The sequence below is a fragment of the Photobacterium sagamiensis genome, assembly GCF_050337085.1.
Taxonomy (GTDB): domain Bacteria; phylum Pseudomonadota; class Gammaproteobacteria; order Enterobacterales; family Vibrionaceae; genus Photobacterium; species Photobacterium sagamiensis.
In genome coordinates this window covers 1-16181 of record NZ_JAKJSP010000084.1, presented here as the reverse complement: position 1 = coordinate 16181, position 16181 = coordinate 1, and the positions used below count along the sequence as shown (strand labels likewise).

At 45.5% G+C, this 16181-nt stretch carries 31 protein-coding genes and 1 rRNA gene; 1 reads left to right on the top strand and 31 read right to left on the bottom strand.

Features of this window, described 5'->3' with window-relative positions; all coding sequences use genetic code 11:
• A 16S ribosomal RNA gene (locus L4D76_RS27405) occupies positions 1-68 on the bottom strand; the annotation flags it as partial.
• 191 nt (positions 69-259) lie between these two features.
• Here L4D76_RS27405 and L4D76_RS27400 point away from each other — a divergent pair.
• On the top strand, positions 260-610 hold the full coding sequence (locus tag L4D76_RS27400) for a hypothetical protein (RefSeq protein ID WP_428444006.1): 351 nt from the start codon (positions 260-262) through the stop codon (positions 608-610).
• A gap of 202 nt (positions 611-812) precedes the next feature.
• Here the strand turns inward: L4D76_RS27400 and rplQ are convergent, their stop codons facing one another.
• The 30 genes from rplQ to L4D76_RS27250 all read right to left on the bottom strand — a co-directional run.
• Positions 813-1199 (bottom strand): 50S ribosomal protein L17, encoded by a 387-nt coding sequence (rplQ, locus tag L4D76_RS27395; protein ID WP_107283383.1) that lies wholly within the window; start codon positions 1197-1199, stop codon positions 813-815.
• Positions 1200-1232: 33 nt separating this feature from the next.
• On the bottom strand, positions 1233-2222 hold the full coding sequence (locus tag L4D76_RS27390; protein ID WP_428444005.1) for a DNA-directed RNA polymerase subunit alpha: 990 nt from the start codon (positions 2220-2222) through the stop codon (positions 1233-1235).
• Positions 2223-2245: 23 nt separating this feature from the next.
• Positions 2246-2866, bottom strand: coding sequence for a 30S ribosomal protein S4 (gene rpsD / locus L4D76_RS27385; protein ID WP_428444004.1), 621 nt, complete (start codon positions 2864-2866; stop codon positions 2246-2248).
• Positions 2867-2893: 27 nt separating this feature from the next.
• A complete protein-coding gene (gene rpsK / locus L4D76_RS27380; protein ID WP_005370963.1) occupies positions 2894-3283 on the bottom strand; it encodes a 30S ribosomal protein S11 in 390 nt (129 codons plus the stop codon).
• Between the two features lie 19 nt (positions 3284-3302).
• Entirely contained in the window at positions 3303-3659 is a 357-nt protein-coding gene (gene rpsM, locus L4D76_RS27375) for a 30S ribosomal protein S13 (RefSeq protein WP_428444003.1), read from the bottom strand.
• Positions 3660-3804: 145 nt separating this feature from the next.
• Entirely contained in the window at positions 3805-3918 is a 114-nt protein-coding gene (rpmJ, locus tag L4D76_RS27370) for a 50S ribosomal protein L36 (RefSeq protein WP_005417265.1), read from the bottom strand.
• 29 nt (positions 3919-3947) lie between these two features.
• Positions 3948-5273, bottom strand: a complete 1326-nt coding sequence (gene secY / locus L4D76_RS27365; RefSeq protein WP_428444002.1) for a preprotein translocase subunit SecY — start codon at positions 5271-5273, stop codon at positions 3948-3950.
• Positions 5274-5295: 22 nt separating this feature from the next.
• Positions 5296-5730: a 50S ribosomal protein L15 gene (gene rplO / locus L4D76_RS27360; protein WP_428444001.1), complete on the bottom strand. Its 435-nt coding sequence runs from the start codon at positions 5728-5730 to the stop codon at positions 5296-5298.
• Between the two features lie 5 nt (positions 5731-5735).
• Positions 5736-5915, bottom strand: a complete 180-nt coding sequence (rpmD, locus tag L4D76_RS27355) for a 50S ribosomal protein L30 (RefSeq protein WP_107283389.1) — start codon at positions 5913-5915, stop codon at positions 5736-5738.
• A gap of 5 nt (positions 5916-5920) precedes the next feature.
• A complete protein-coding gene (rpsE, locus tag L4D76_RS27350) occupies positions 5921-6418 on the bottom strand; it encodes a 30S ribosomal protein S5 (protein WP_428444000.1) in 498 nt (165 codons plus the stop codon).
• Between the two features lie 12 nt (positions 6419-6430).
• Positions 6431-6784, bottom strand: coding sequence for a 50S ribosomal protein L18 (rplR, locus tag L4D76_RS27345; protein ID WP_428443999.1), 354 nt, complete (start codon positions 6782-6784; stop codon positions 6431-6433).
• A 9-nt stretch (positions 6785-6793) separates the two neighbouring features.
• A complete protein-coding gene (rplF, locus tag L4D76_RS27340; protein ID WP_428443998.1) occupies positions 6794-7327 on the bottom strand; it encodes a 50S ribosomal protein L6 in 534 nt (177 codons plus the stop codon).
• Positions 7328-7339: 12 nt separating this feature from the next.
• On the bottom strand, positions 7340-7732 hold the full coding sequence (gene rpsH / locus L4D76_RS27335; RefSeq protein ID WP_428443997.1) for a 30S ribosomal protein S8: 393 nt from the start codon (positions 7730-7732) through the stop codon (positions 7340-7342).
• A gap of 35 nt (positions 7733-7767) precedes the next feature.
• Entirely contained in the window at positions 7768-8073 is a 306-nt protein-coding gene (rpsN, locus tag L4D76_RS27330; RefSeq protein ID WP_428443996.1) for a 30S ribosomal protein S14, read from the bottom strand.
• Positions 8074-8088: 15 nt separating this feature from the next.
• Complete coding sequence (gene rplE / locus L4D76_RS27325) at positions 8089-8628, bottom strand: 50S ribosomal protein L5 (protein ID WP_428443995.1); 540 nt, start codon at positions 8626-8628, stop codon at positions 8089-8091.
• Positions 8629-8643: 15 nt separating this feature from the next.
• A complete protein-coding gene (gene rplX, locus L4D76_RS27320; protein WP_107283396.1) occupies positions 8644-8958 on the bottom strand; it encodes a 50S ribosomal protein L24 in 315 nt (104 codons plus the stop codon).
• A gap of 12 nt (positions 8959-8970) precedes the next feature.
• The gene (gene rplN / locus L4D76_RS27315; RefSeq protein ID WP_428443994.1) at positions 8971-9342 is read right to left on the bottom strand and encodes a 50S ribosomal protein L14; all 372 of its coding nucleotides are present in this window, start codon (positions 9340-9342) and stop codon (positions 8971-8973) included.
• A 163-nt stretch (positions 9343-9505) separates the two neighbouring features.
• Entirely contained in the window at positions 9506-9760 is a 255-nt protein-coding gene (rpsQ, locus tag L4D76_RS27310) for a 30S ribosomal protein S17 (protein WP_428443993.1), read from the bottom strand.
• Positions 9760-9951 carry a 50S ribosomal protein L29 gene (gene rpmC, locus L4D76_RS27305; protein WP_428444007.1) on the bottom strand — a complete coding sequence of 64 codons (192 nt, stop codon included), beginning with the start codon at positions 9949-9951 and terminating at the stop codon, positions 9760-9762. The genes rpsQ and rpmC overlap by 1 nt, the downstream gene beginning before the upstream one ends.
• A complete protein-coding gene (gene rplP, locus L4D76_RS27300) occupies positions 9951-10361 on the bottom strand; it encodes a 50S ribosomal protein L16 (RefSeq protein WP_428443992.1) in 411 nt (136 codons plus the stop codon). Before rplP ends, rpmC begins: the two co-directional genes overlap by 1 nt.
• 11 nt (positions 10362-10372) lie before the next feature.
• Positions 10373-11062, bottom strand: coding sequence for a 30S ribosomal protein S3 (rpsC, locus tag L4D76_RS27295; protein ID WP_428443991.1), 690 nt, complete (start codon positions 11060-11062; stop codon positions 10373-10375).
• Positions 11063-11081: 19 nt separating this feature from the next.
• The gene (gene rplV, locus L4D76_RS27290) at positions 11082-11414 is read right to left on the bottom strand and encodes a 50S ribosomal protein L22 (protein ID WP_107283401.1); all 333 of its coding nucleotides are present in this window, start codon (positions 11412-11414) and stop codon (positions 11082-11084) included.
• A gap of 10 nt (positions 11415-11424) precedes the next feature.
• A complete protein-coding gene (gene rpsS, locus L4D76_RS27285; RefSeq protein ID WP_107283402.1) occupies positions 11425-11703 on the bottom strand; it encodes a 30S ribosomal protein S19 in 279 nt (92 codons plus the stop codon).
• Positions 11704-11720: 17 nt separating this feature from the next.
• Complete coding sequence (gene rplB / locus L4D76_RS27280) at positions 11721-12548, bottom strand: 50S ribosomal protein L2 (protein ID WP_428443990.1); 828 nt, start codon at positions 12546-12548, stop codon at positions 11721-11723.
• Positions 12549-12566: 18 nt separating this feature from the next.
• Positions 12567-12869: a 50S ribosomal protein L23 gene (rplW, locus tag L4D76_RS27275; protein WP_428443989.1), complete on the bottom strand. Its 303-nt coding sequence runs from the start codon at positions 12867-12869 to the stop codon at positions 12567-12569.
• Complete coding sequence (gene rplD / locus L4D76_RS27270; RefSeq protein WP_428443988.1) at positions 12866-13468, bottom strand: 50S ribosomal protein L4; 603 nt, start codon at positions 13466-13468, stop codon at positions 12866-12868. The genes rplW and rplD overlap by 4 nt, the downstream gene beginning before the upstream one ends.
• A 16-nt stretch (positions 13469-13484) precedes the next feature.
• A complete protein-coding gene (gene rplC, locus L4D76_RS27265) occupies positions 13485-14114 on the bottom strand; it encodes a 50S ribosomal protein L3 (RefSeq protein WP_428443987.1) in 630 nt (209 codons plus the stop codon).
• A 13-nt stretch (positions 14115-14127) separates the two neighbouring features.
• The gene (gene rpsJ, locus L4D76_RS27260) at positions 14128-14439 is read right to left on the bottom strand and encodes a 30S ribosomal protein S10 (protein ID WP_428443986.1); all 312 of its coding nucleotides are present in this window, start codon (positions 14437-14439) and stop codon (positions 14128-14130) included.
• 392 nt (positions 14440-14831) lie between these two features.
• Positions 14832-15302: a bacterioferritin gene (gene bfr, locus L4D76_RS27255; RefSeq protein WP_428443985.1), complete on the bottom strand. Its 471-nt coding sequence runs from the start codon at positions 15300-15302 to the stop codon at positions 14832-14834.
• 276 nt (positions 15303-15578) lie between these two features.
• Positions 15579-16181, bottom strand: a 603-nt coding sequence (locus L4D76_RS27250) for an EF-Tu C-terminal domain-related protein (RefSeq protein ID WP_428443984.1), incomplete at its 5' end; no start/stop codon positions are given.

The following is a 16181-nucleotide window of genomic DNA, read 5'->3' as shown; positions in this document are numbered from 1 at the left end:
CGCTCGACTTGCATGTGTTAGGCCTGCCGCCAGCGTTCAATCTGAGCCATGATCAAACTCTTCAATTAAAGTTTTGTTGTTCCCTAAGGAACGGCTCAATGATTTTTACTGATTTTCTGTTTCAACCCCTTCTTCGAGAAGAAAGAGCGAAACGTAAATTGACTGTGCCAATATAATTACTCTGCAGTAACTACATCGTTTGGTCACTCAGTTCATTGATAAATCTTTCGACGAATCATTTCACGAGTGCCCACACAGATTGCATGGTCAAATTGTTAAAGAACAAACCTTCGAACTAAGAAACATACGCTTTTCAGCATTACGTATCATCGTTGAAGTGGACGGTCATTCTAGCGAATTAAGTTATCGTGTCAAACACTTTTTAAAACTTATTTCTCTGGATTTTCATCCTGCCGCTGGATTGCTAACTCCTTATAAGAAGCCGCTCTCCGTATCGGTGTGGCGGCATTATAGGGGGTCATTTATGATTGGCAAGGGAAAACATAAAAAAAATCACCAAACGGTCGAACAATCACCAAGTTTGACCATTTTCACCTATTTTACCGACAACAATCTAAGCATCTCGTCACCTGCGGCTCGAATAAGATAACGTTAAGGTTGATGGTAACGCTTGCAAATGATCGGCTTACCCTGAATTAATACATGTACAGAACGGAGCCTTTGTGCTCAATAAACATTCATGGATGGTTTTGAGCTATTGAACATTGGGATTGGGGATTATATGAGAAATGTACTGGCAAAAAAAAAGCCGAGTCTAAGACTCGGCCTTTTTTAATTTAACGCGCTTTTGCTTATTCAGCAGCAGCTTCTTCCTGTGCTTCAGGACGATCTACAAGCTCGATGAAAGCCATTGGGGCTTTATCGCCAGTACGGAAACCGCATTTCATAATGCGAGTGTAACCACCTGGACGCTTAGTGAAGCGTGGACCTAATTCGTTAAATAGCTTCGCTACCACTTCGTTATCACGAGTGCGTGCGAATGCAAGACGACGGTTAGCAACACTGTCTGTCTTAGCTAGGGTAATCAATGGCTCAATTACGCGACGTAGCTCTTTTGCTTTTGGCAAGGTAGTCTTGATAATTTCGTGACGTACCAGAGAGCTAGCCATGTTGCTGAACATCGCTTTACGATGACTGCTGTTGCGGTTGAGTTGACGACCACTCTTACGATGGCGCATGACCTAATCCTTCTAACTAGATATCAGTAACTATTAATCTTCAGCGATTGATGCTGGCGGCCAGTTTTCCAGGCGCATGCCCAGAGAAAGACCACGTGATGCCAGCACGTCTTTGATTTCTGTCAAAGACTTCTTACCAAGGTTTGGCGTTTTAAGAAGCTCAACCTCAGTACGCTGAACAAGATCACCGATGTAATGGATCGCTTCTGCTTTCAAACAGTTAGCAGAGCGAACAGTTAGTTCAAGATCGTCTACAGGACGCAGTAGGATCGGATCGAACTCTGGCTTCTCTTCTTTCTCTTCAGGAACTCGTACATCACGAAGATCTACGAATGCATCCAGTTGCTCAGCAAGAATAGTTGCTGCACGACGGATAGCTTCCTCAGGATCAAGCGTACCGTTAGTTTCCATATCGATCACAAGCTTATCAAGGTCAGTACGTTGTTCAACACGTGCTGCCTCTACTGCGTATGCGATACGGTCCACAGGGCTGTAAGTTGCATCAACTAACAGACGACCAATTGGACGCTCGTCTTCTTCAGTGTGAATTCGAGCAGAAGCCGGTACATAGCCACGACCACGTTCTACCTTGATGCGCATGCTGATTTCAGCATTGTCATCAGTTAGGTGGCAGATTACGTGCTCTGGGTTCGCAATCTCAACATCACCATCATGGGTGATGTCACCTGCAACAACAGGGCCTGCACCAGATTTGTTCAGAGTAAGGATAACTTCATCTTTACCCTCAACCTTAACGGCTAGACCTTTAAGGTTTAAAAGGATTTCGAGAACATCTTCCTGAACTCCCTCTTTGGTGCTGTACTCATGTAACACACCATCGATTTCAACTTCACTTACAGCACAACCTGGCATTGAAGATAATAAAATACGACGAAGAGCGTTACCTAAAGTGTGGCCAAAACCACGCTCTAGTGGCTCTAGAGTTACTTTTGCGTGCGTCGTGCTAACTTGTTCAATATCAACAAGACGCGGCTTAAGAAATTCTGTTACAGAACCCTGCATTGTGTCCTCTCTTAACTATAGCCTTACTTAGAGTAAAGCTCGACGATCAGGTGTTCGTTGATGTCGGCAGACAAATCAGAACGTTCTGGAAGACGCTTGAACGTACCTTCCAGTTTGCTGCTGTCTACTTCGACCCAAGTCGGTAGTTCACGCTGATTAGCAACTTCAAGAGCTGCTTTGATGCGTGCTTGGTTCTTAGCTTTCTCACGAATGCTAACAACGTCGTTTGCCGCTACCTTGAAAGAAGGAACGTTTACGACTGTACCGTTAACTAGGATCGCTTTGTGGCTTACCAGCTGACGTGATTCAGCGCGTGTAGCACCAAAACCCATGCGGTAAACAACATTATCAAGACGACCTTCAAGAAGCTGAAGCAGGTTTTCACCTGTGTTGCCTTTAAGGCGTGCAGCTGCTTTGTAGTAGTTACGGAATTGTTTTTCTAATACGCCATATGTACGACGAACTTTCTGCTTCTCACGAAGCTGAACACCGTAGTCAGACAGACGACCACGACGAGCACCATGCTGGCCCGGCGCGTTATCAATTTTACACTTGGTATCAATCGCACGTACGCCTGACTTAAGGAATAAGTCAGTGCCTTCGCGACGGCTAAGCTTCAGCTTAGGACCCAAATATCTTGCCATGTTCTTTCTCCAATATTCCTAGAAACGTTATACGCGACGTTTCTTAGGTGGACGACAACCGTTATGAGGGATCGGAGTCGCATCAACAATGTTAGTGATACGGAAACCCGCTGCATTTAATGCACGGATTGTAGACTCACGACCAGGACCAGGTCCCTTAACCATAACTTCCAGGTTCTTAACGCCATATTCTTTGGCCATTTCACCACAACGTTCAGCAGCAACCTGTGCAGCGAACGGAGTAGATTTACGAGAACCACGGAAACCTGAACCACCTGCAGTTGCCCATGAAAGAGCATTACCTTGACGGTCTGTAATGGTTACGATTGTGTTGTTAAAAGAAGCATGGATGTGCGCTACGCCATCAGCTACTTGCTTGCGTACACGCTTACGAGCGCGAGTTGGTTGCTTTGCCATTGTACTCTACCTTATCCGATTATCTTTTGATCGGCTTGCGCGGACCTTTACGGGTACGTGCGTTGGTTTTAGTACGCTGTCCACGTAGAGGTAGACTGCGACGGTGACGGATTCCACGGTAACAACCAAGGTCCATAAGACGCTTGATGTTCATAGAAACTTCACGACGTAGATCACCTTCTACAGTGTATTTAGCTACACCATCACGCAGTAGATCGATCTGCTCTTCAGATAATTCACTGATCTTAACATCTTCAGCAATACCCGCTTCAGCTAAAACAGCTTTCGAACGAGTTTTACCGATTCCGTAGATCGCAGTAAGTGCGATTACAGAATGTTTCTGATCAGGAATGTTAATGCCTGCAATACGGGCCACTATTCACTCCTAGTACTTTACAAGAATAACCACTGCAGAGCCCGTTTAGGATACGCAGTGGTGGTACAATTCTTTTGCTCACACAAAAGATTGGTTGGCTAATTTAGCCAACCTATCTTCAATTTGCAAGAAATATTTCTGCTAATTAGCCTTGGCGCTGTTTATGCTTAGGCTCAACGCAAATTACACGCACAACACCGTTGCGCTTGATAACTTTGCAGTTGCGGCAGATTTTCTTAACGGAAGCACGAACTTTCATTGCTAAACTCCGTAATTGGATAATCTTAATTAACGGCCATAGCCTTTAAGATTAGCCTTTTTCAAAACTGACTCATATTGTTGAGACATCATATGTGTCTGAACTTGAGCCATGAAGTCCATGATTACAACGACTACGATAAGTAGTGATGTACCGCCAAAATAGAAGCGGACATTCCATGCAATCATCATGAACTCGGGGATCAGACAAATAAAGGTAATATACAACGCACCCGCTAGGGTTAAACGTGTCATCACTTTATCAATATATTTCGAGGTCTGTTCACCCGGGCGAATACCAGGTACGAATGCACCAGACTTCTTCAAGTTATCAGCTGTCTCGCGAGGGTTAAACACCAACGCGGTATAGAAGAAACAGAAGAAAATAATCGCAGTCGCATAAAGCATTACATAAAGCGGCTGACCTGGGCTTAGTGCCAGTGAAATATCACTTAACCAGCCTAGGTTCTCGTTCTGACCAAACCACTGAGCCAGTGTGCCTGGAAACAGAATAATACTTGATGCAAAAATCGCTGGAATAACCCCTGCCATATTAATTTTCAATGGCAAGTGAGTGCTTTGCGCGGCAAAGACACGACGGCCTTGCTGACGCTTGGCATAGTTAACGACGATACGACGCTGACCACGCTCCATAAACACTACGAAATAAATCACAGCGAAAGAAATTACTGCAATTAACAGTAGAAGAAGTACGTGCAATTCACCTTGACGTGCTTGCTCTACGGTCTGTCCAATAGCCGGTGGCAAACCTGCAACAATACCGGTAAAAATAATTACCGATATACCGTTACCAATGCCGCGTTCTGTAATTTGCTCACCTAACCACATTAAGAACATGGTACCAGTGATCAAACTAACAACTGCAACAAAGTAGAATCCAAGGCCTGGATTAATGACCAGGCCAGGGATCATACTTGGTAACCCCGTCGCAATACCAATTGCTTGGAAGGTTGCCAAAACAAGCGTGCCGTAGCGAGTGTACTGGCTGATCTTACGACGACCAGATTCACCCTCTTTCTTCAACTCGGCCAAGGCCGGATGAACTACCGTTAGCAACTGGACAATAATAGAGGCCGAAATATACGGCATAATGCCCAACGCTAAGATAGAAGCACGCTCAAGTGCACCACCAGAGAACATATTAAACAGTTCAATGACGGTACCCTTTTGCTGTTCGAACAGATCGGCAAGTACAGCAGCGTCAATACCAGGAATAGGCACAAAAGAGCCTGCTCGGAAAATCAAGATAGCACCTAATACGAATAAAAGGCGAGTCTTAAGCTCTGCTAGGCCACCTTGTGCGCTACGAAAATCTTGTCCTGGTTGTTTAGCCATCTGTACCTCATCCTCGAGTTAATTATTCCTCGATTTTACCGCCGGCAGCTTCGATTGCAGCTTTAGCGCCTTTAGTCACGCGAAGACCTTTAACTGTCACTGAGCGTGCAATTTCACCAGAAAGAACAATTTTTACAAATTTAATATTCTTAGTGATAAGGTTTGCATCTTTCAATGTAGCTAGATCAATCACGTCACCTTCAAGTTTCGCTAGTTCTGCTAGACGAACTTCAGCTGTTACCACGCTCTTACGAGAAGTAAAACCGAATTTTGGTAGACGCTGTTTCAAAGGCATTTGACCGCCTTCAAAGCCTGGACGTACAGAACCACCTGAACGTGATTTCTGACCTTTGTGACCACGGCCACAAGTTTTGCCCAGACCAGAACCGATACCACGACCTACGCGCTTCGCAGAAGGCTTAGAACCCGCAGCCGGTGATAGAGTATTCAAACGCATTCTGATTACTCCTCAATTTTAACCATGTAGTGAACTTTATTGATCATGCCGCGTACGCAAGCAGTATCTTCAAGTTCAACAGTGTGGTTGATACGACGAAGGCCTAAGCCACGCAAAGATGCTTTATGCTTCGGTAAACGACCGATAGAGCTCTTTGTCTGTGTTACTTTAATTGTCTTAGCCATGTCGATCACCCCAGAATTTCTTTAACAGAAAGACCACGCTTCGCAGCGATCATCTCTGGAGAGTTCATACCACTCAAACCATCAATTGTTGCGCGAACAACGTTGATTGGGTTTGTAGAACCGTATGCTTTAGCTAGTACGTTACGGATACCCGCAACCTCTAGCACTGCACGCATAGCACCACCGGCGATGATACCTGTACCTTCTGATGCAGGTTGCATGTACACTTTAGAACCAGTGTGGCGACCTTTAACAGCGTGGTGTAGAGTACCGTCGTTTAGTGCGATAGTAACCATGTTACGGCGTGCTTTTTCCATTGATTTTTGGATTGCAGCAGGTACTTCACGTGCCTTACCGTAACCAAAACCGATGCGACCGTTACCGTCACCAACTACTGTTAGTGCAGTAAAGCTGAAAATGCGTCCGCCTTTAACCGTCTTTGATACACGGTTAACAGCGATCAGCTTTTCATGCAAATCTGATTGTGTTTTTTCGTTAGCCATCTTCCGCCTACCTTAGAATTTCAGACCAGCTTCACGAGCAGCATCTGCTAGTGCAGCTACACGGCCGTGGTATTGGAAACCAGAACGATCGAATGCAACGCTAGAGACGCCTTTTTCAATCGCGCGCTCAGCAATAGCTTTACCTACAGCTGCAGCAGCGTCTTTGTTACCGGTGCTCTTAACTTGCTCACGGATCGCTTTTTCTACGGTAGAAGCTGAAGCGATAACCTCAGAGCCATTCGGTGCGATTACCTGTGCATACACGTGACGTGGAGTACGGTGTATAACCAGACGAGTCGCGCCAAGTTCAGCAATCTTACGACGTGCACGGGTCGCACGACGGATACGAGAAACTTTCTTATCCATAGTGTTACCTTACTTCTTCTTAGCTTCTTTAGTACGCACGACTTCGTCGGCGTAACGAACACCTTTACCTTTATAAGGCTCAGGGCTACGGTAAGCGCGAATTTCAGCCGCTACCTGACCAACAACCTGCTTATCAGTACCCGTAAGTACGATTTCAGTTTGTGAAGGACATTCAGCTTTCATACCGGCTGGCAATTCATGCGCAACTGGATGCGAGAAGCCCAAAGTAAGGTTAACAATGCTACCAGCAACGTTCGCACGGTAACCAACACCTTTAAGGGTTAGCTTCTTAGTAAAGCCTTCAGTAACACCAACAACCATGTTGTTAACTAGTGCACGAGCAGTACCTGCTTGTGCCCAAGCGTTAGCAACACCTTCGCGTGGACCGAAAGTAATTGTGTTTTCTTCCTGAGAAAGAACTACTGCTTGGTTGAAAGTGCGAACTAGTTCACCCTTAGGACCTTTAACAGTAACTTCCTGGCCGTTGAGTTTAACTTCTACGCCGGCAGGAATAACTACAGGTGCTTTTGCAACACGAGACATGTCCTACTCCTATTAAGCTACGTAGCAGATAATCTCACCGCCAAGGCCGGCTTTACGAGCAGCACGGTCGGTCATAAGACCCTTGGAAGTGGAAACAACAGCAATACCCAAACCACCCATCACTGATGGTAACGCACCTTTTTTCTTGTAGATGCGCAGACCTGGACGTGATACACGTTGGATTTGCTCGATAACTGGGTTAGCTTCGAAGTACTTAAGAGTAACTTCTAGCTCAGGCTTAACTTCACCAGTAACAGTGTAGTCAGCCACAAAACCTTCTTCTTTCAAAAGAACTGCGATAGCAACTTTTTGCTTAGAAGATGGCATTTTTACAGCAACTTTTTTCGCTGCCTGACCGTTACGAAGACGGGTCAGCATATCCGAGATCGGATCTTGCATGCTCATAAGTCAATACTCCGTGATTCTAAATTGGCAGCTGATTACCAGCTAGCCTTACGCAGACCCGGAATCTCGCCTTTCATGCAAGCTTCACGAACCTTGATACGGCTAAGACCAAACTTACGTAGGTAGCCGTGTGGACGTCCAGTCTGGTTACAGCGGTTACGCTGACGAGACGAACTAGAATCGCGTGGTAGAGACTGAAGTTTAAGCACTGCATTCCAGCGATCTTCTTCAGACGCATTCACGTCACTAATAATAGCTTTTAGCGCCGAACGCTTTTCAGCGAACTTAACTACAAGCTTGGCACGTTTAACTTCGCGCGCCTTCATTGATTCTTTAGCCATTAGTAACCCTTACTTTTACTTACGGAATGGGAAGTTAAAAGCAGATAACAGAGCTTGAGCTTCTTCATCAGAGCTAGCAGAAGTTGTAATCGTGATGTCAAGACCACGGATACGATCTACTTTATCGTAATCGATTTCTGGGAAGATGATCTGCTCACGAACGCCCATGCTATAGTTACCACGTCCGTCAAACGATTTCGGGTTTAGACCACGGAAATCACGGATACGAGGAACAGCAATTGAAATTAGACGCTCGAAGAAATCCCACATGCGTTCGCCACGTAGGGTTACTTTACAGCCAATAGGGTAGCCCTCTCGGATCTTAAAGCCAGCAACAGACTTACGAGCTTTAGTGATTAGCGGCTTCTGACCTGCAATAGCAGTCATGTCAGCAGCAGCATTCTCTAAAAGCTTCTTGTCGTTGATCGCTTCACCCACACCCATGTTAAGTGTGATTTTCTCGATCCTTGGGACTTGCATGATACTATTGTATTCGAACTTGTCAGCAAGCTCTTTTACAACAGTCTCTTTGTAGTAATCATGCAGTTTCGCCATAGTACTACTCCAAACTTACTTGATAGTTACGCTATTAGATTTAAAGAAACGAACTTTTTTGTCGTCTTCAAATCGGAAGCCTACACGGTCTGCTTTACCAGTTTCAGCATTGAAGATTGCAACGTTAGAAACATCAATAGCTGCTTCTTGTTCAACGATGCCACCTTGTACACCCATTGCCGGTACAGGCTTCTGGTGTTTTTTAACAAGGTTAATACCTTCAACGATAACTTTACCGGTTGCTAGAACCTTAGTTACTTTACCTTTCTTACCTTTATCTTTACCGGTAAGAACGATAACTTCGTCGTTGCGACGGATTTTAGCTGCCATTTTAGTTACTCCTTACAGCACTTCAGGCGCAAGTGAAACGATTTTCATGAATTTCGTATTACGAAGTTCACGCGTCACTGGGCCAAAAATACGAGTACCGATTGGTTGCTCTGTAGTATCGTTCAACAATACACAGGCATTACGGTCGAAGCGAATGACAGAGCCGTCAGGGCGACGAACGCCTTTACGGGTGCGTACAACCACCGCCTTCAGAACATCACCTTTTTTAACTTTACCGCGAGGAATTGCTTCTTTCACAGTAATCTTGATGATATCACCGATGTGTGCGTAACGGCGGTGAGAACCACCCAGAACCTTAATACACATTACGCGACGAGCGCCGGAGTTATCGGCTGCGTCAAGCGTACTTTGCATTTGGATCATGTTAGTGCTCCGCTTATTTTAAACATCTAGACCCATCGCGGGTCGGAATGCCTTTACTTCAAAGGCGGCGAATAATAACACCATTTTCGACCGATGGGTAGACAAAAAATAAACGACCCTAAATTTATTCAGGGCCGCTTGATCATTTCGTTGTCAAGTTCGCTTAAACGCGAGCTTTTTCAACTACGCGTACCAGAGTCCAAGACTTAGTCTTAGACAGTGGACGACATTCACGAACTTCAACTGTGTCGCCTAGGCCACATTCGTTGTTTTCATCGTGTGCATGAAGCTTAGTCGTACGCTTGATGTATTTACCGTAGATCGGATGTTTCACCTGGCGTTCGATAGCAACAACGATAGACTTGTCCATCTTGTCGCTAACTACACGACCTAGCTGAATACGGGTTTGTTCGCTCATTATGCGTCAGCCTTTTCAGTTAGAACGGTTTTAACACGTGCGATATCACGACGTACAGTTTTAAGATTGTGAGTCTGCTGTAGTTGACCAGTAGCAGCCTGCATACGCAGGTTGAACTGCTCGCGCAGAAGGCTCACAAGCTCAGCATTCAGTTCTTCAACGCTTTTCGCGCGCAGATCTTGTGCATTCATCACATCACCGCCTTAATTACGAATGTAGTCTTGATAGGTAGCTTACGTGCAGCAAGGTTAAATGCTTCACGAGCTAGTTCTTCAGGAATACCATCCATCTCATAAAGAACTTTACCTGGTTGGATTTGGGCTACCCAGTACTCAACGTTACCTTTACCCTTACCCTGACGAACTTCCAACGGCTTGCTTGTAATCGGCTTGTCCGGGAAGATACGAATCCAGATTTGGCCCTGACGTTTGACATGACGAGTCATAGCACGACGTGCAGCTTCAATTTGGCGAGCAGTCAAACGACCACGACCAACAGCTTTAAGACCAAAAGTACCGAAGCTTACATCAGTACCGTTCGCTAGACCGCGGTTACGACCTTTAAAAGTCTTGCGGAATTTAGTGCGTTTAGGTTGCAGCATCAATAAACTCCTTATTTACGGCCTTTGCGTTGCTTCTTAGGCTTGTCAGCCTTTGGCTCTGCAACTGGCATACCGCCTAGAACTTCACCTTTGAAGATCCAAACTTTAACGCCGATTACACCGTATTGGGTGTGAGCCGAAGAAGTTGCGTAATCAATGTCAGCACGAAGAGTGTGTAGAGGTACACGACCTTCACGGTACCACTCTGAACGTGCGATTTCAGCGCCGCCTAAACGGCCACCTACTTGAACTTTGATACCTTTAGCGCCAAGACGCATAGCGTTCTGAACTGCACGCTTCATAGCGCGACGGAACATAACACGACGCTCTAGCTGAGACGAAATGCTGTCTGCTACTAGTTGACCGTCTAACTCAGGCTTACGTACTTCTGCAATGTTGATCTGAGCTGGAACACCAGCGATCTTAGACACGCGAGCGCGTAGCTTTTCTACGTCTTCACCTTTCTTACCGATAACAACGCCTGGACGAGCAGTGTGAATAGTCACACGGATGCTCTTAGCAGGACGCTCGATAACGATACGTGATAAAGACGCTTTTTTCAGTTCTTTAGTAAGGAACTGACGTACCTTGAAGTCGCCATCTAGGTTGTCAGCGAACTCTTGGTTATTAGCAAACCAAGTGGTATTCCAAGGCTTAACGATGCCTAGACGAATACCATTAGGATGTACTTTCTGACCCATTGCTTTCTCTCCTAGTCTCTTAGCGGTCTGCTACAACAACAGTGATGTGGCTAGAACGCTTCAAGATGCGATCGGCACGGCCTTTAGCACGAGGCATAATACGCTTCATGGTAGGACCTTCATCAACGAAGATTTTTGCAACATTAAGATCATCAATGTCTGCGCCTTCGTTGTGTTCTGCGTTAGCGATAGCTGAATCTAGAACTTTCTTGATTAGTTCAGCAGCTTTTTTGTTGCTGAACTGAAGAATTTCTAGAGCTTGAGCAACTGGCTTACCGCGCAGTTGATCTGCAACCAAACGAGCTTTCTGCGGCGAGATGCGAGCAAAGCGATGTTTAGCGATAGCTTCCATTACTTACTCCTTAGCGCTTCTTAGCTTTCTTATCTGCAGCGTGGCCGCGATAAGTACGTGTTGGTGCAAATTCGCCTAGCTTGTGACCGATCATTTCTTCAGAAACGAAAACAGGAACGTGCTGACGACCATTATGGACAGCGATGGTCAAGTTGATCATCTGTGGGATGATCATTGAGCGACGGGACCAAGTCTTAACAGGCTTTTTGTCTCCGCTTTCCACCGCTTTCTCTACCTTCTTCAGCAAGTGCAGGTCAATGAAAGGACCTTTCTTGAGAGAACGTGGCATGGCTTATCCTCTGATAATTATTTTTTATTACGACGACGTACAATGTACTTGTCGGTACGTTTGTTCTTACGAGTCTTGTAACCCTTCGTAGGAACACCCCAAGGTGAAACTGGGTGACGGCCACCAGATGTACGACCTTCACCACCACCGTGTGGGTGGTCAACTGGGTTCATTACAACACCACGTACAGTTGGACGAACACCGCGCCAGCGTGAAGCACCAGCTTTACCTAGCTCACGTAGCATGTGTTCTGCGTTACCAACTTCACCTAGAGTCGCACGACTTTCAGCAAGAACCTTACGCATTTCACCAGAACGTAGACGTAGAGTCACATAAGTGTCTGCACGTGCAATGATCTGAGCGTATGCACCAGCTGAACGAGCCAGCTGAGCACCTTTACCAGGCTTAAGTTCAACACAGTGTACAGTTGAACCTACTGGGATGTTGCGCATTGGTAACGTGTTACCAACTTTGATCGCAGCATCTGCGCCAGACTGGATTGAATCACCAGCTTGGATGCCCTTTGGTGCAATGATGTAACGGCGTTCACCGTCAGCGTAAAGCACTAGCGCGATGTTTGCGCTACGGTTTGGATCATATTCCAAACGCTCAACTTTCGCTGGGATACCATCTTTAGTACGTTTAAAATCGATCATACGGTAGTGTTGCTTGTTACCACCACCGATGTGACGTACTGTGATACGACCGTTATTGTTACGACCACCAGACTTAGATTTTTTCTCTAGTAGTGGTGCGTACGGCTTACCCTTATGCAGGTCAGAGTTAACCACTTTAACTACGTGGCGACGACCCGGGGAAGTCGGCTTACATTTAACAATAGCCATTCTTCTTTGCTCCTAGCCTTACTCTGCACTACCAGCGAAGTCGATGTCTTGACCTTCTTTCAAGATAACATACGCTTTTTTCCAGTCGTTACGACGGCCTTCGCGTGCACCTTGACGTTTGGTCTTACCCTTAGCAACAAGAGTATTTACAGACTTAACTTCAACCTCGAACAGTTTTTCAACTGCTGCTTTGATCTCTTTCTTCGTTGCGGTAACCGCTACTTTAAACACGATAGTATTCGCGTTTTCTGCAGCAGTTGTTGCTTTTTCAGAAATGTGCGGAGCACGGAGAACTTTTAAAATACGCTCTTCAGTGATCATGCTAGCATCTCCTCAACGTGCTTAACTGCAGCTGCAGTCATCACTACTTTGTCGAAAGCGATCAAGCTAACTGGGTCGATTGTCGCTGCATCACGAACGTCTACCTTGTAAAGGTTACGTGCTGCAAGGAATAGATTCTCATCTAATTCGCCAGTTACGATTAGAACATCAGTCAGATCAAGCTCTTTAAGCTTTGCTGCTAGTTCTTTTGTCTTTGGTGCTTCTACAGAGAAGTTATCAACAACGATTAAACGCTCTTGACGAACTAGCTCAGAAAGAATGCTCTTCATAGCACCGCGGTACATTTTTTTGTTAACTTTCTGGCTGTGGTCCTGTGGACGAGCTGCGAAAGTTACACCACCTGTGCGCCATAGAGGACTACGAATAGTACCTGCACGAGCACGGCCTGTACCTTTCTGGCGCCATGGTTTTGCACCACCGCCAGAAACGTCAGAACGAGTTTTCTGAGCACGAGTACCTTGACGAGCACCTGCTGCATAAGCAACAACTACTTGGTGTACTAGAGCTTCATTGAAATCACGTCCAAAAGTAGTTTCGGAGACAGTTAGCGCATCAGCGCCTTTGACTACCAATTCCATTACTAACTCCTCGACCTTACGCTTTAACAGCTGGTTTAACGATCACGTTGCCACCTGTTGAGCCCGGTACTGCACCTTTAATAAGAAGCAGATTGCGCTCAGCGTCAACACGTACGATCTCTAGGTTTTGAGTCGTTACACGCTCAGCACCCATGTGACCAGCCATTTTCTTGCCTTTAAATACACGACCTGGAGTTTGACATTGGCCAATTGAACCCGGTGCGCGGTGAGACAAGGAGTTACCGTGGGTCATATCTTGAGTACTGAAGTTCCAACGCTTAATTGCGCCTTGGAAACCCTTACCTTTAGATGTGCCAGTAACGTCTACTTTTTTAACTTCGTTGAACAGTTCAACATTTAGCTCAGCGCCAACTGCAAACTCTTCACCATTATCTAGACGGAATTCCCAAAGACCGCGACCAGCTTCAACACCCGCTTTTGCGAAGTGACCTGCTGCTGGCTTAGATACGCGGTTAGCTTTCTTAGCACCAGTCGTGATTTGAATTGCATTGTAACCGTCTGTTTCAAGTGTTTTAACTTGAGTTACACGGTTAGCTTCAACTTCAACCACTGTTACTGGGATAGAAACGCCTTCTTCGGTAAAGATGCGGGTCATGCCCACTTTACGACCGATTAGACCAATCATTTCTTATCTCCCCTTAACCTAGGCTGATCTGGACGTCAACGCCAGCAGCTAGATCTAGACGCATTAGAGCATCAACAGTTTTATCTGTAGGCTCAACGATGTCGATAAGACGCTTGTGAGTACGGATTTCGTACTGGTCACGTGCATCTTTATTGACGTGTGGAGAAGTAAGAACAGTGAAGCGCTCTTTGCGAGTCGGTAGTGGAATAGGACCACGAACCTGCGCGCCAGTACGCTTAGCTGTTTCAACGATTTCCGCAGTAGACTGGTCGATCAAACGGTGATCGAACGCCTTTAGGCGGATACGAATACGTTGGTTCTGCATTAGACAGAGCTCCAGTAGAATTTACACAAACAATATCGCCATTCACACTCATTTGAACGAGGGAATGCCGATTGATTTATGTGAAACCGTAGTACCCCTTTTGGGTACGTTGTCAGTCAATTTAATGACTGCGAACATAAGTCAGAGTATACATTACCAAGTCGTTTATGAGCGACTTCTTCCTCAATGCTTATTGGTTCACAACTATCTTTAATGAGACAGTGGCGTGCATTATACAGATCACACTTTTAAGCGCAAGCCCTGATCGAAAAATAATCATGCGAGGTGCGAGGTGCGAAAATCTATCAAATAAAAAGGAAGTCAATAATGAGGCGACTTCCCTACTCTGCTCTTGCTATCCGTTGTTAGGAGCTCAACACTGAACGCTAACGTTAGCCGACAATTTGTGTCTGGTTATAATTCGCAGACCCCATTTTTTCAATAAGGTCTAGCTGTGTTTCAAACCAATCAGCATGCTCTTTTTCTTTTTTCTGGATATCTTGAAACAAGTCACGGGAAACATAATCATGGACTTTTTCAGCATAAGCAATGGCATCATGTAAATCGAGGATCGCTGCCATCTCCAATGCTAAATCGTATTCCAGCATATCCCGTGGATCTTCACCAATATTGAGCTTACCTAAATCAGGTAGATCCGGCAGACCATCTAACAACAGGATGCGTTTAATCAGGTGCTCGGCATGTTTCCTGTCATCTCTCGATTCATGATATTCTTTATTAGCGAGGTGCTTTAACCCCCACGCTTTGTAAATTCTTGCATGAAGGGAGTACTGGTTAATGGCGACTAATTCATTGGCAAGCACTTCGTTGAGGTACTTAATAATTTTCGGATCGGCTTTCATGGGGAGGGGGACACTTTTCTGTCAGGTCTTATAATAGTAGAACCAATTTGAAGAGTGTCAAAAATGAGAACAAGATTAACTCGCTTTTTTTGCTTGTGATCAGGTTCCTGTTCGATGATCATCTTTGCCGGACGAAGACAGTGCCCGCATTGCGATCCCAAGGGGGAATATAAGTCAGGATCGAGCAATTAACTCTTCATCGCAAAGTGCTTAATTTACAGGTATAAAAAAAGGGAGCCCTTAAGCTCCCTTTTCGTGTCGTTCAATTATTGCAAATTAAGCAACGATTGTAGCAACAACACCAGCACCAACGGTACGGCCACCTTCACGGATAGCAAAACGTAGACCTTCATCCATCGCGATAGGAGCGATTAGAGTAACAGTCATAGCGATGTTATCACCAGGCATTACCATTTCAACGCCTTCTGGTAGCTCGATAGTACCAGTTACGTCAGTTGTACGGAAGTAGAACTGTGGACGGTAACCTTTGAAGAAAGGAGTGTGACGACCGCCTTCATCTTTAGAAAGAACATAGATTTCTGAAGTGAAAGTAGTGTGTGGAGTGATTGAACCTGGCTTAGCAAGAACCTGACCACGTTCAACTTCGTCACGCTTAGTACCACGTAGAAGAACACCAACGTTCTCACCAGCACGGCCTTCGTCAAGAAGCTTACGGAACATCTCAACACCAGTACATGTAGTAGTGATAGTGTCTTTGATACCGATGATTGCAACTTCTTCACCAACACGAATAACGCCTTGCTCAACACGACCAGTTACAACAGTACCACGGCCCTGGATTGAGAAAACATCTTCGATAGGTAGGATGAACGGCTTATCGATTGCACGCTCTGGCTCTGGGATATAAGTATCTAGAGC

What these genes read in the sequence shown, in the direction of transcription:
- rpsQ (WP_428443993.1), bottom strand. Translation starts at nt 9,760, where the DNA reads ATGAGCGAACAAACCCGTATTCAGCTAGGTCGTGTAGTTAGCGACAAG.
- rplN (WP_428443994.1), bottom strand. Translation starts at nt 9,342, where the DNA reads ATGATCCAAATGCAAAGTACGCTTGACGCAGCCGATAACTCCGGCGCT.
- rplW (WP_428443989.1), bottom strand. Translation starts at nt 12,869, where the DNA reads ATGATCACTGAAGAGCGTATTTTAAAAGTTCTCCGTGCTCCGCACATT.
- rpsD (WP_428444004.1), bottom strand. Translation starts at nt 2,866, where the DNA reads ATGGCAAGATATTTGGGTCCTAAGCTGAAGCTTAGCCGTCGCGAAGGC.
- rpsJ (WP_428443986.1), bottom strand. Translation starts at nt 14,439, where the DNA reads ATGCAGAACCAACGTATTCGTATCCGCCTAAAGGCGTTCGATCACCGT.
- rpsS (WP_107283402.1), bottom strand. Translation starts at nt 11,703, where the DNA reads ATGCCACGTTCTCTCAAGAAAGGTCCTTTCATTGACCTGCACTTGCTG.
- rpsE (WP_428444000.1), bottom strand. Translation starts at nt 6,418, where the DNA reads ATGGCTAACGAAAAAACACAATCAGATTTGCATGAAAAGCTGATCGCT.
- rpsC (WP_428443991.1), bottom strand. Translation starts at nt 11,062, where the DNA reads ATGGGTCAGAAAGTACATCCTAATGGTATTCGTCTAGGCATCGTTAAG.
- rplQ (WP_107283383.1), bottom strand. Translation starts at nt 1,199, where the DNA reads ATGCGCCATCGTAAGAGTGGTCGTCAACTCAACCGCAACAGCAGTCAT.
- rplX (WP_107283396.1), bottom strand. Translation starts at nt 8,958, where the DNA reads ATGGCAGCTAAAATCCGTCGCAACGACGAAGTTATCGTTCTTACCGGT.
- rplR (WP_428443999.1), bottom strand. Translation starts at nt 6,784, where the DNA reads ATGGATAAGAAAGTTTCTCGTATCCGTCGTGCGACCCGTGCACGTCGT.
- rplB (WP_428443990.1), bottom strand. Translation starts at nt 12,548, where the DNA reads ATGGCTATTGTTAAATGTAAGCCGACTTCCCCGGGTCGTCGCCACGTA.
- rpsH (WP_428443997.1), bottom strand. Translation starts at nt 7,732, where the DNA reads ATGAGCATGCAAGATCCGATCTCGGATATGCTGACCCGTCTTCGTAAC.
- rpmC (WP_428444007.1), bottom strand. Translation starts at nt 9,951, where the DNA reads ATGAATGCACAAGATCTGCGCGCGAAAAGCGTTGAAGAACTGAATGCT.
- rplV (WP_107283401.1), bottom strand. Translation starts at nt 11,414, where the DNA reads ATGGAAGCTATCGCTAAACATCGCTTTGCTCGCATCTCGCCGCAGAAA.
- rplD (WP_428443988.1), bottom strand. Translation starts at nt 13,468, where the DNA reads ATGGAATTGGTAGTCAAAGGCGCTGATGCGCTAACTGTCTCCGAAACT.
- L4D76_RS27390 (WP_428444005.1), bottom strand. Translation starts at nt 2,222, where the DNA reads ATGCAGGGTTCTGTAACAGAATTTCTTAAGCCGCGTCTTGTTGATATT.
- rplE (WP_428443995.1), bottom strand. Translation starts at nt 8,628, where the DNA reads ATGGCGAAACTGCATGATTACTACAAAGAGACTGTTGTAAAAGAGCTT.
- secY (WP_428444002.1), bottom strand. Translation starts at nt 5,273, where the DNA reads ATGGCTAAACAACCAGGACAAGATTTTCGTAGCGCACAAGGTGGCCTA.
- rpmD (WP_107283389.1), bottom strand. Translation starts at nt 5,915, where the DNA reads ATGGCTAAGACAATTAAAGTAACACAGACAAAGAGCTCTATCGGTCGT.
- rpmJ (WP_005417265.1), bottom strand. Translation starts at nt 3,918, where the DNA reads ATGAAAGTTCGTGCTTCCGTTAAGAAAATCTGCCGCAACTGCAAAGTT.
- rpsK (WP_005370963.1), bottom strand. Translation starts at nt 3,283, where the DNA reads ATGGCAAAGCAACCAACTCGCGCTCGTAAGCGTGTACGCAAGCAAGTA.
- rplP (WP_428443992.1), bottom strand. Translation starts at nt 10,361, where the DNA reads ATGCTGCAACCTAAACGCACTAAATTCCGCAAGACTTTTAAAGGTCGT.
- rplF (WP_428443998.1), bottom strand. Translation starts at nt 7,327, where the DNA reads ATGTCTCGTGTTGCAAAAGCACCTGTAGTTATTCCTGCCGGCGTAGAA.
- rplC (WP_428443987.1), bottom strand. Translation starts at nt 14,114, where the DNA reads ATGATTGGTCTAATCGGTCGTAAAGTGGGCATGACCCGCATCTTTACC.
- rpsN (WP_428443996.1), bottom strand. Translation starts at nt 8,073, where the DNA reads ATGGCTAAAGAATCAATGAAGGCGCGCGAAGTTAAACGTGCCAAGCTT.
- rplO (WP_428444001.1), bottom strand. Translation starts at nt 5,730, where the DNA reads ATGCGTTTGAATACTCTATCACCGGCTGCGGGTTCTAAGCCTTCTGCG.
- bfr (WP_428443985.1), bottom strand. Translation starts at nt 15,302, where the DNA reads ATGAAAGCCGATCCGAAAATTATTAAGTACCTCAACGAAGTGCTTGCC.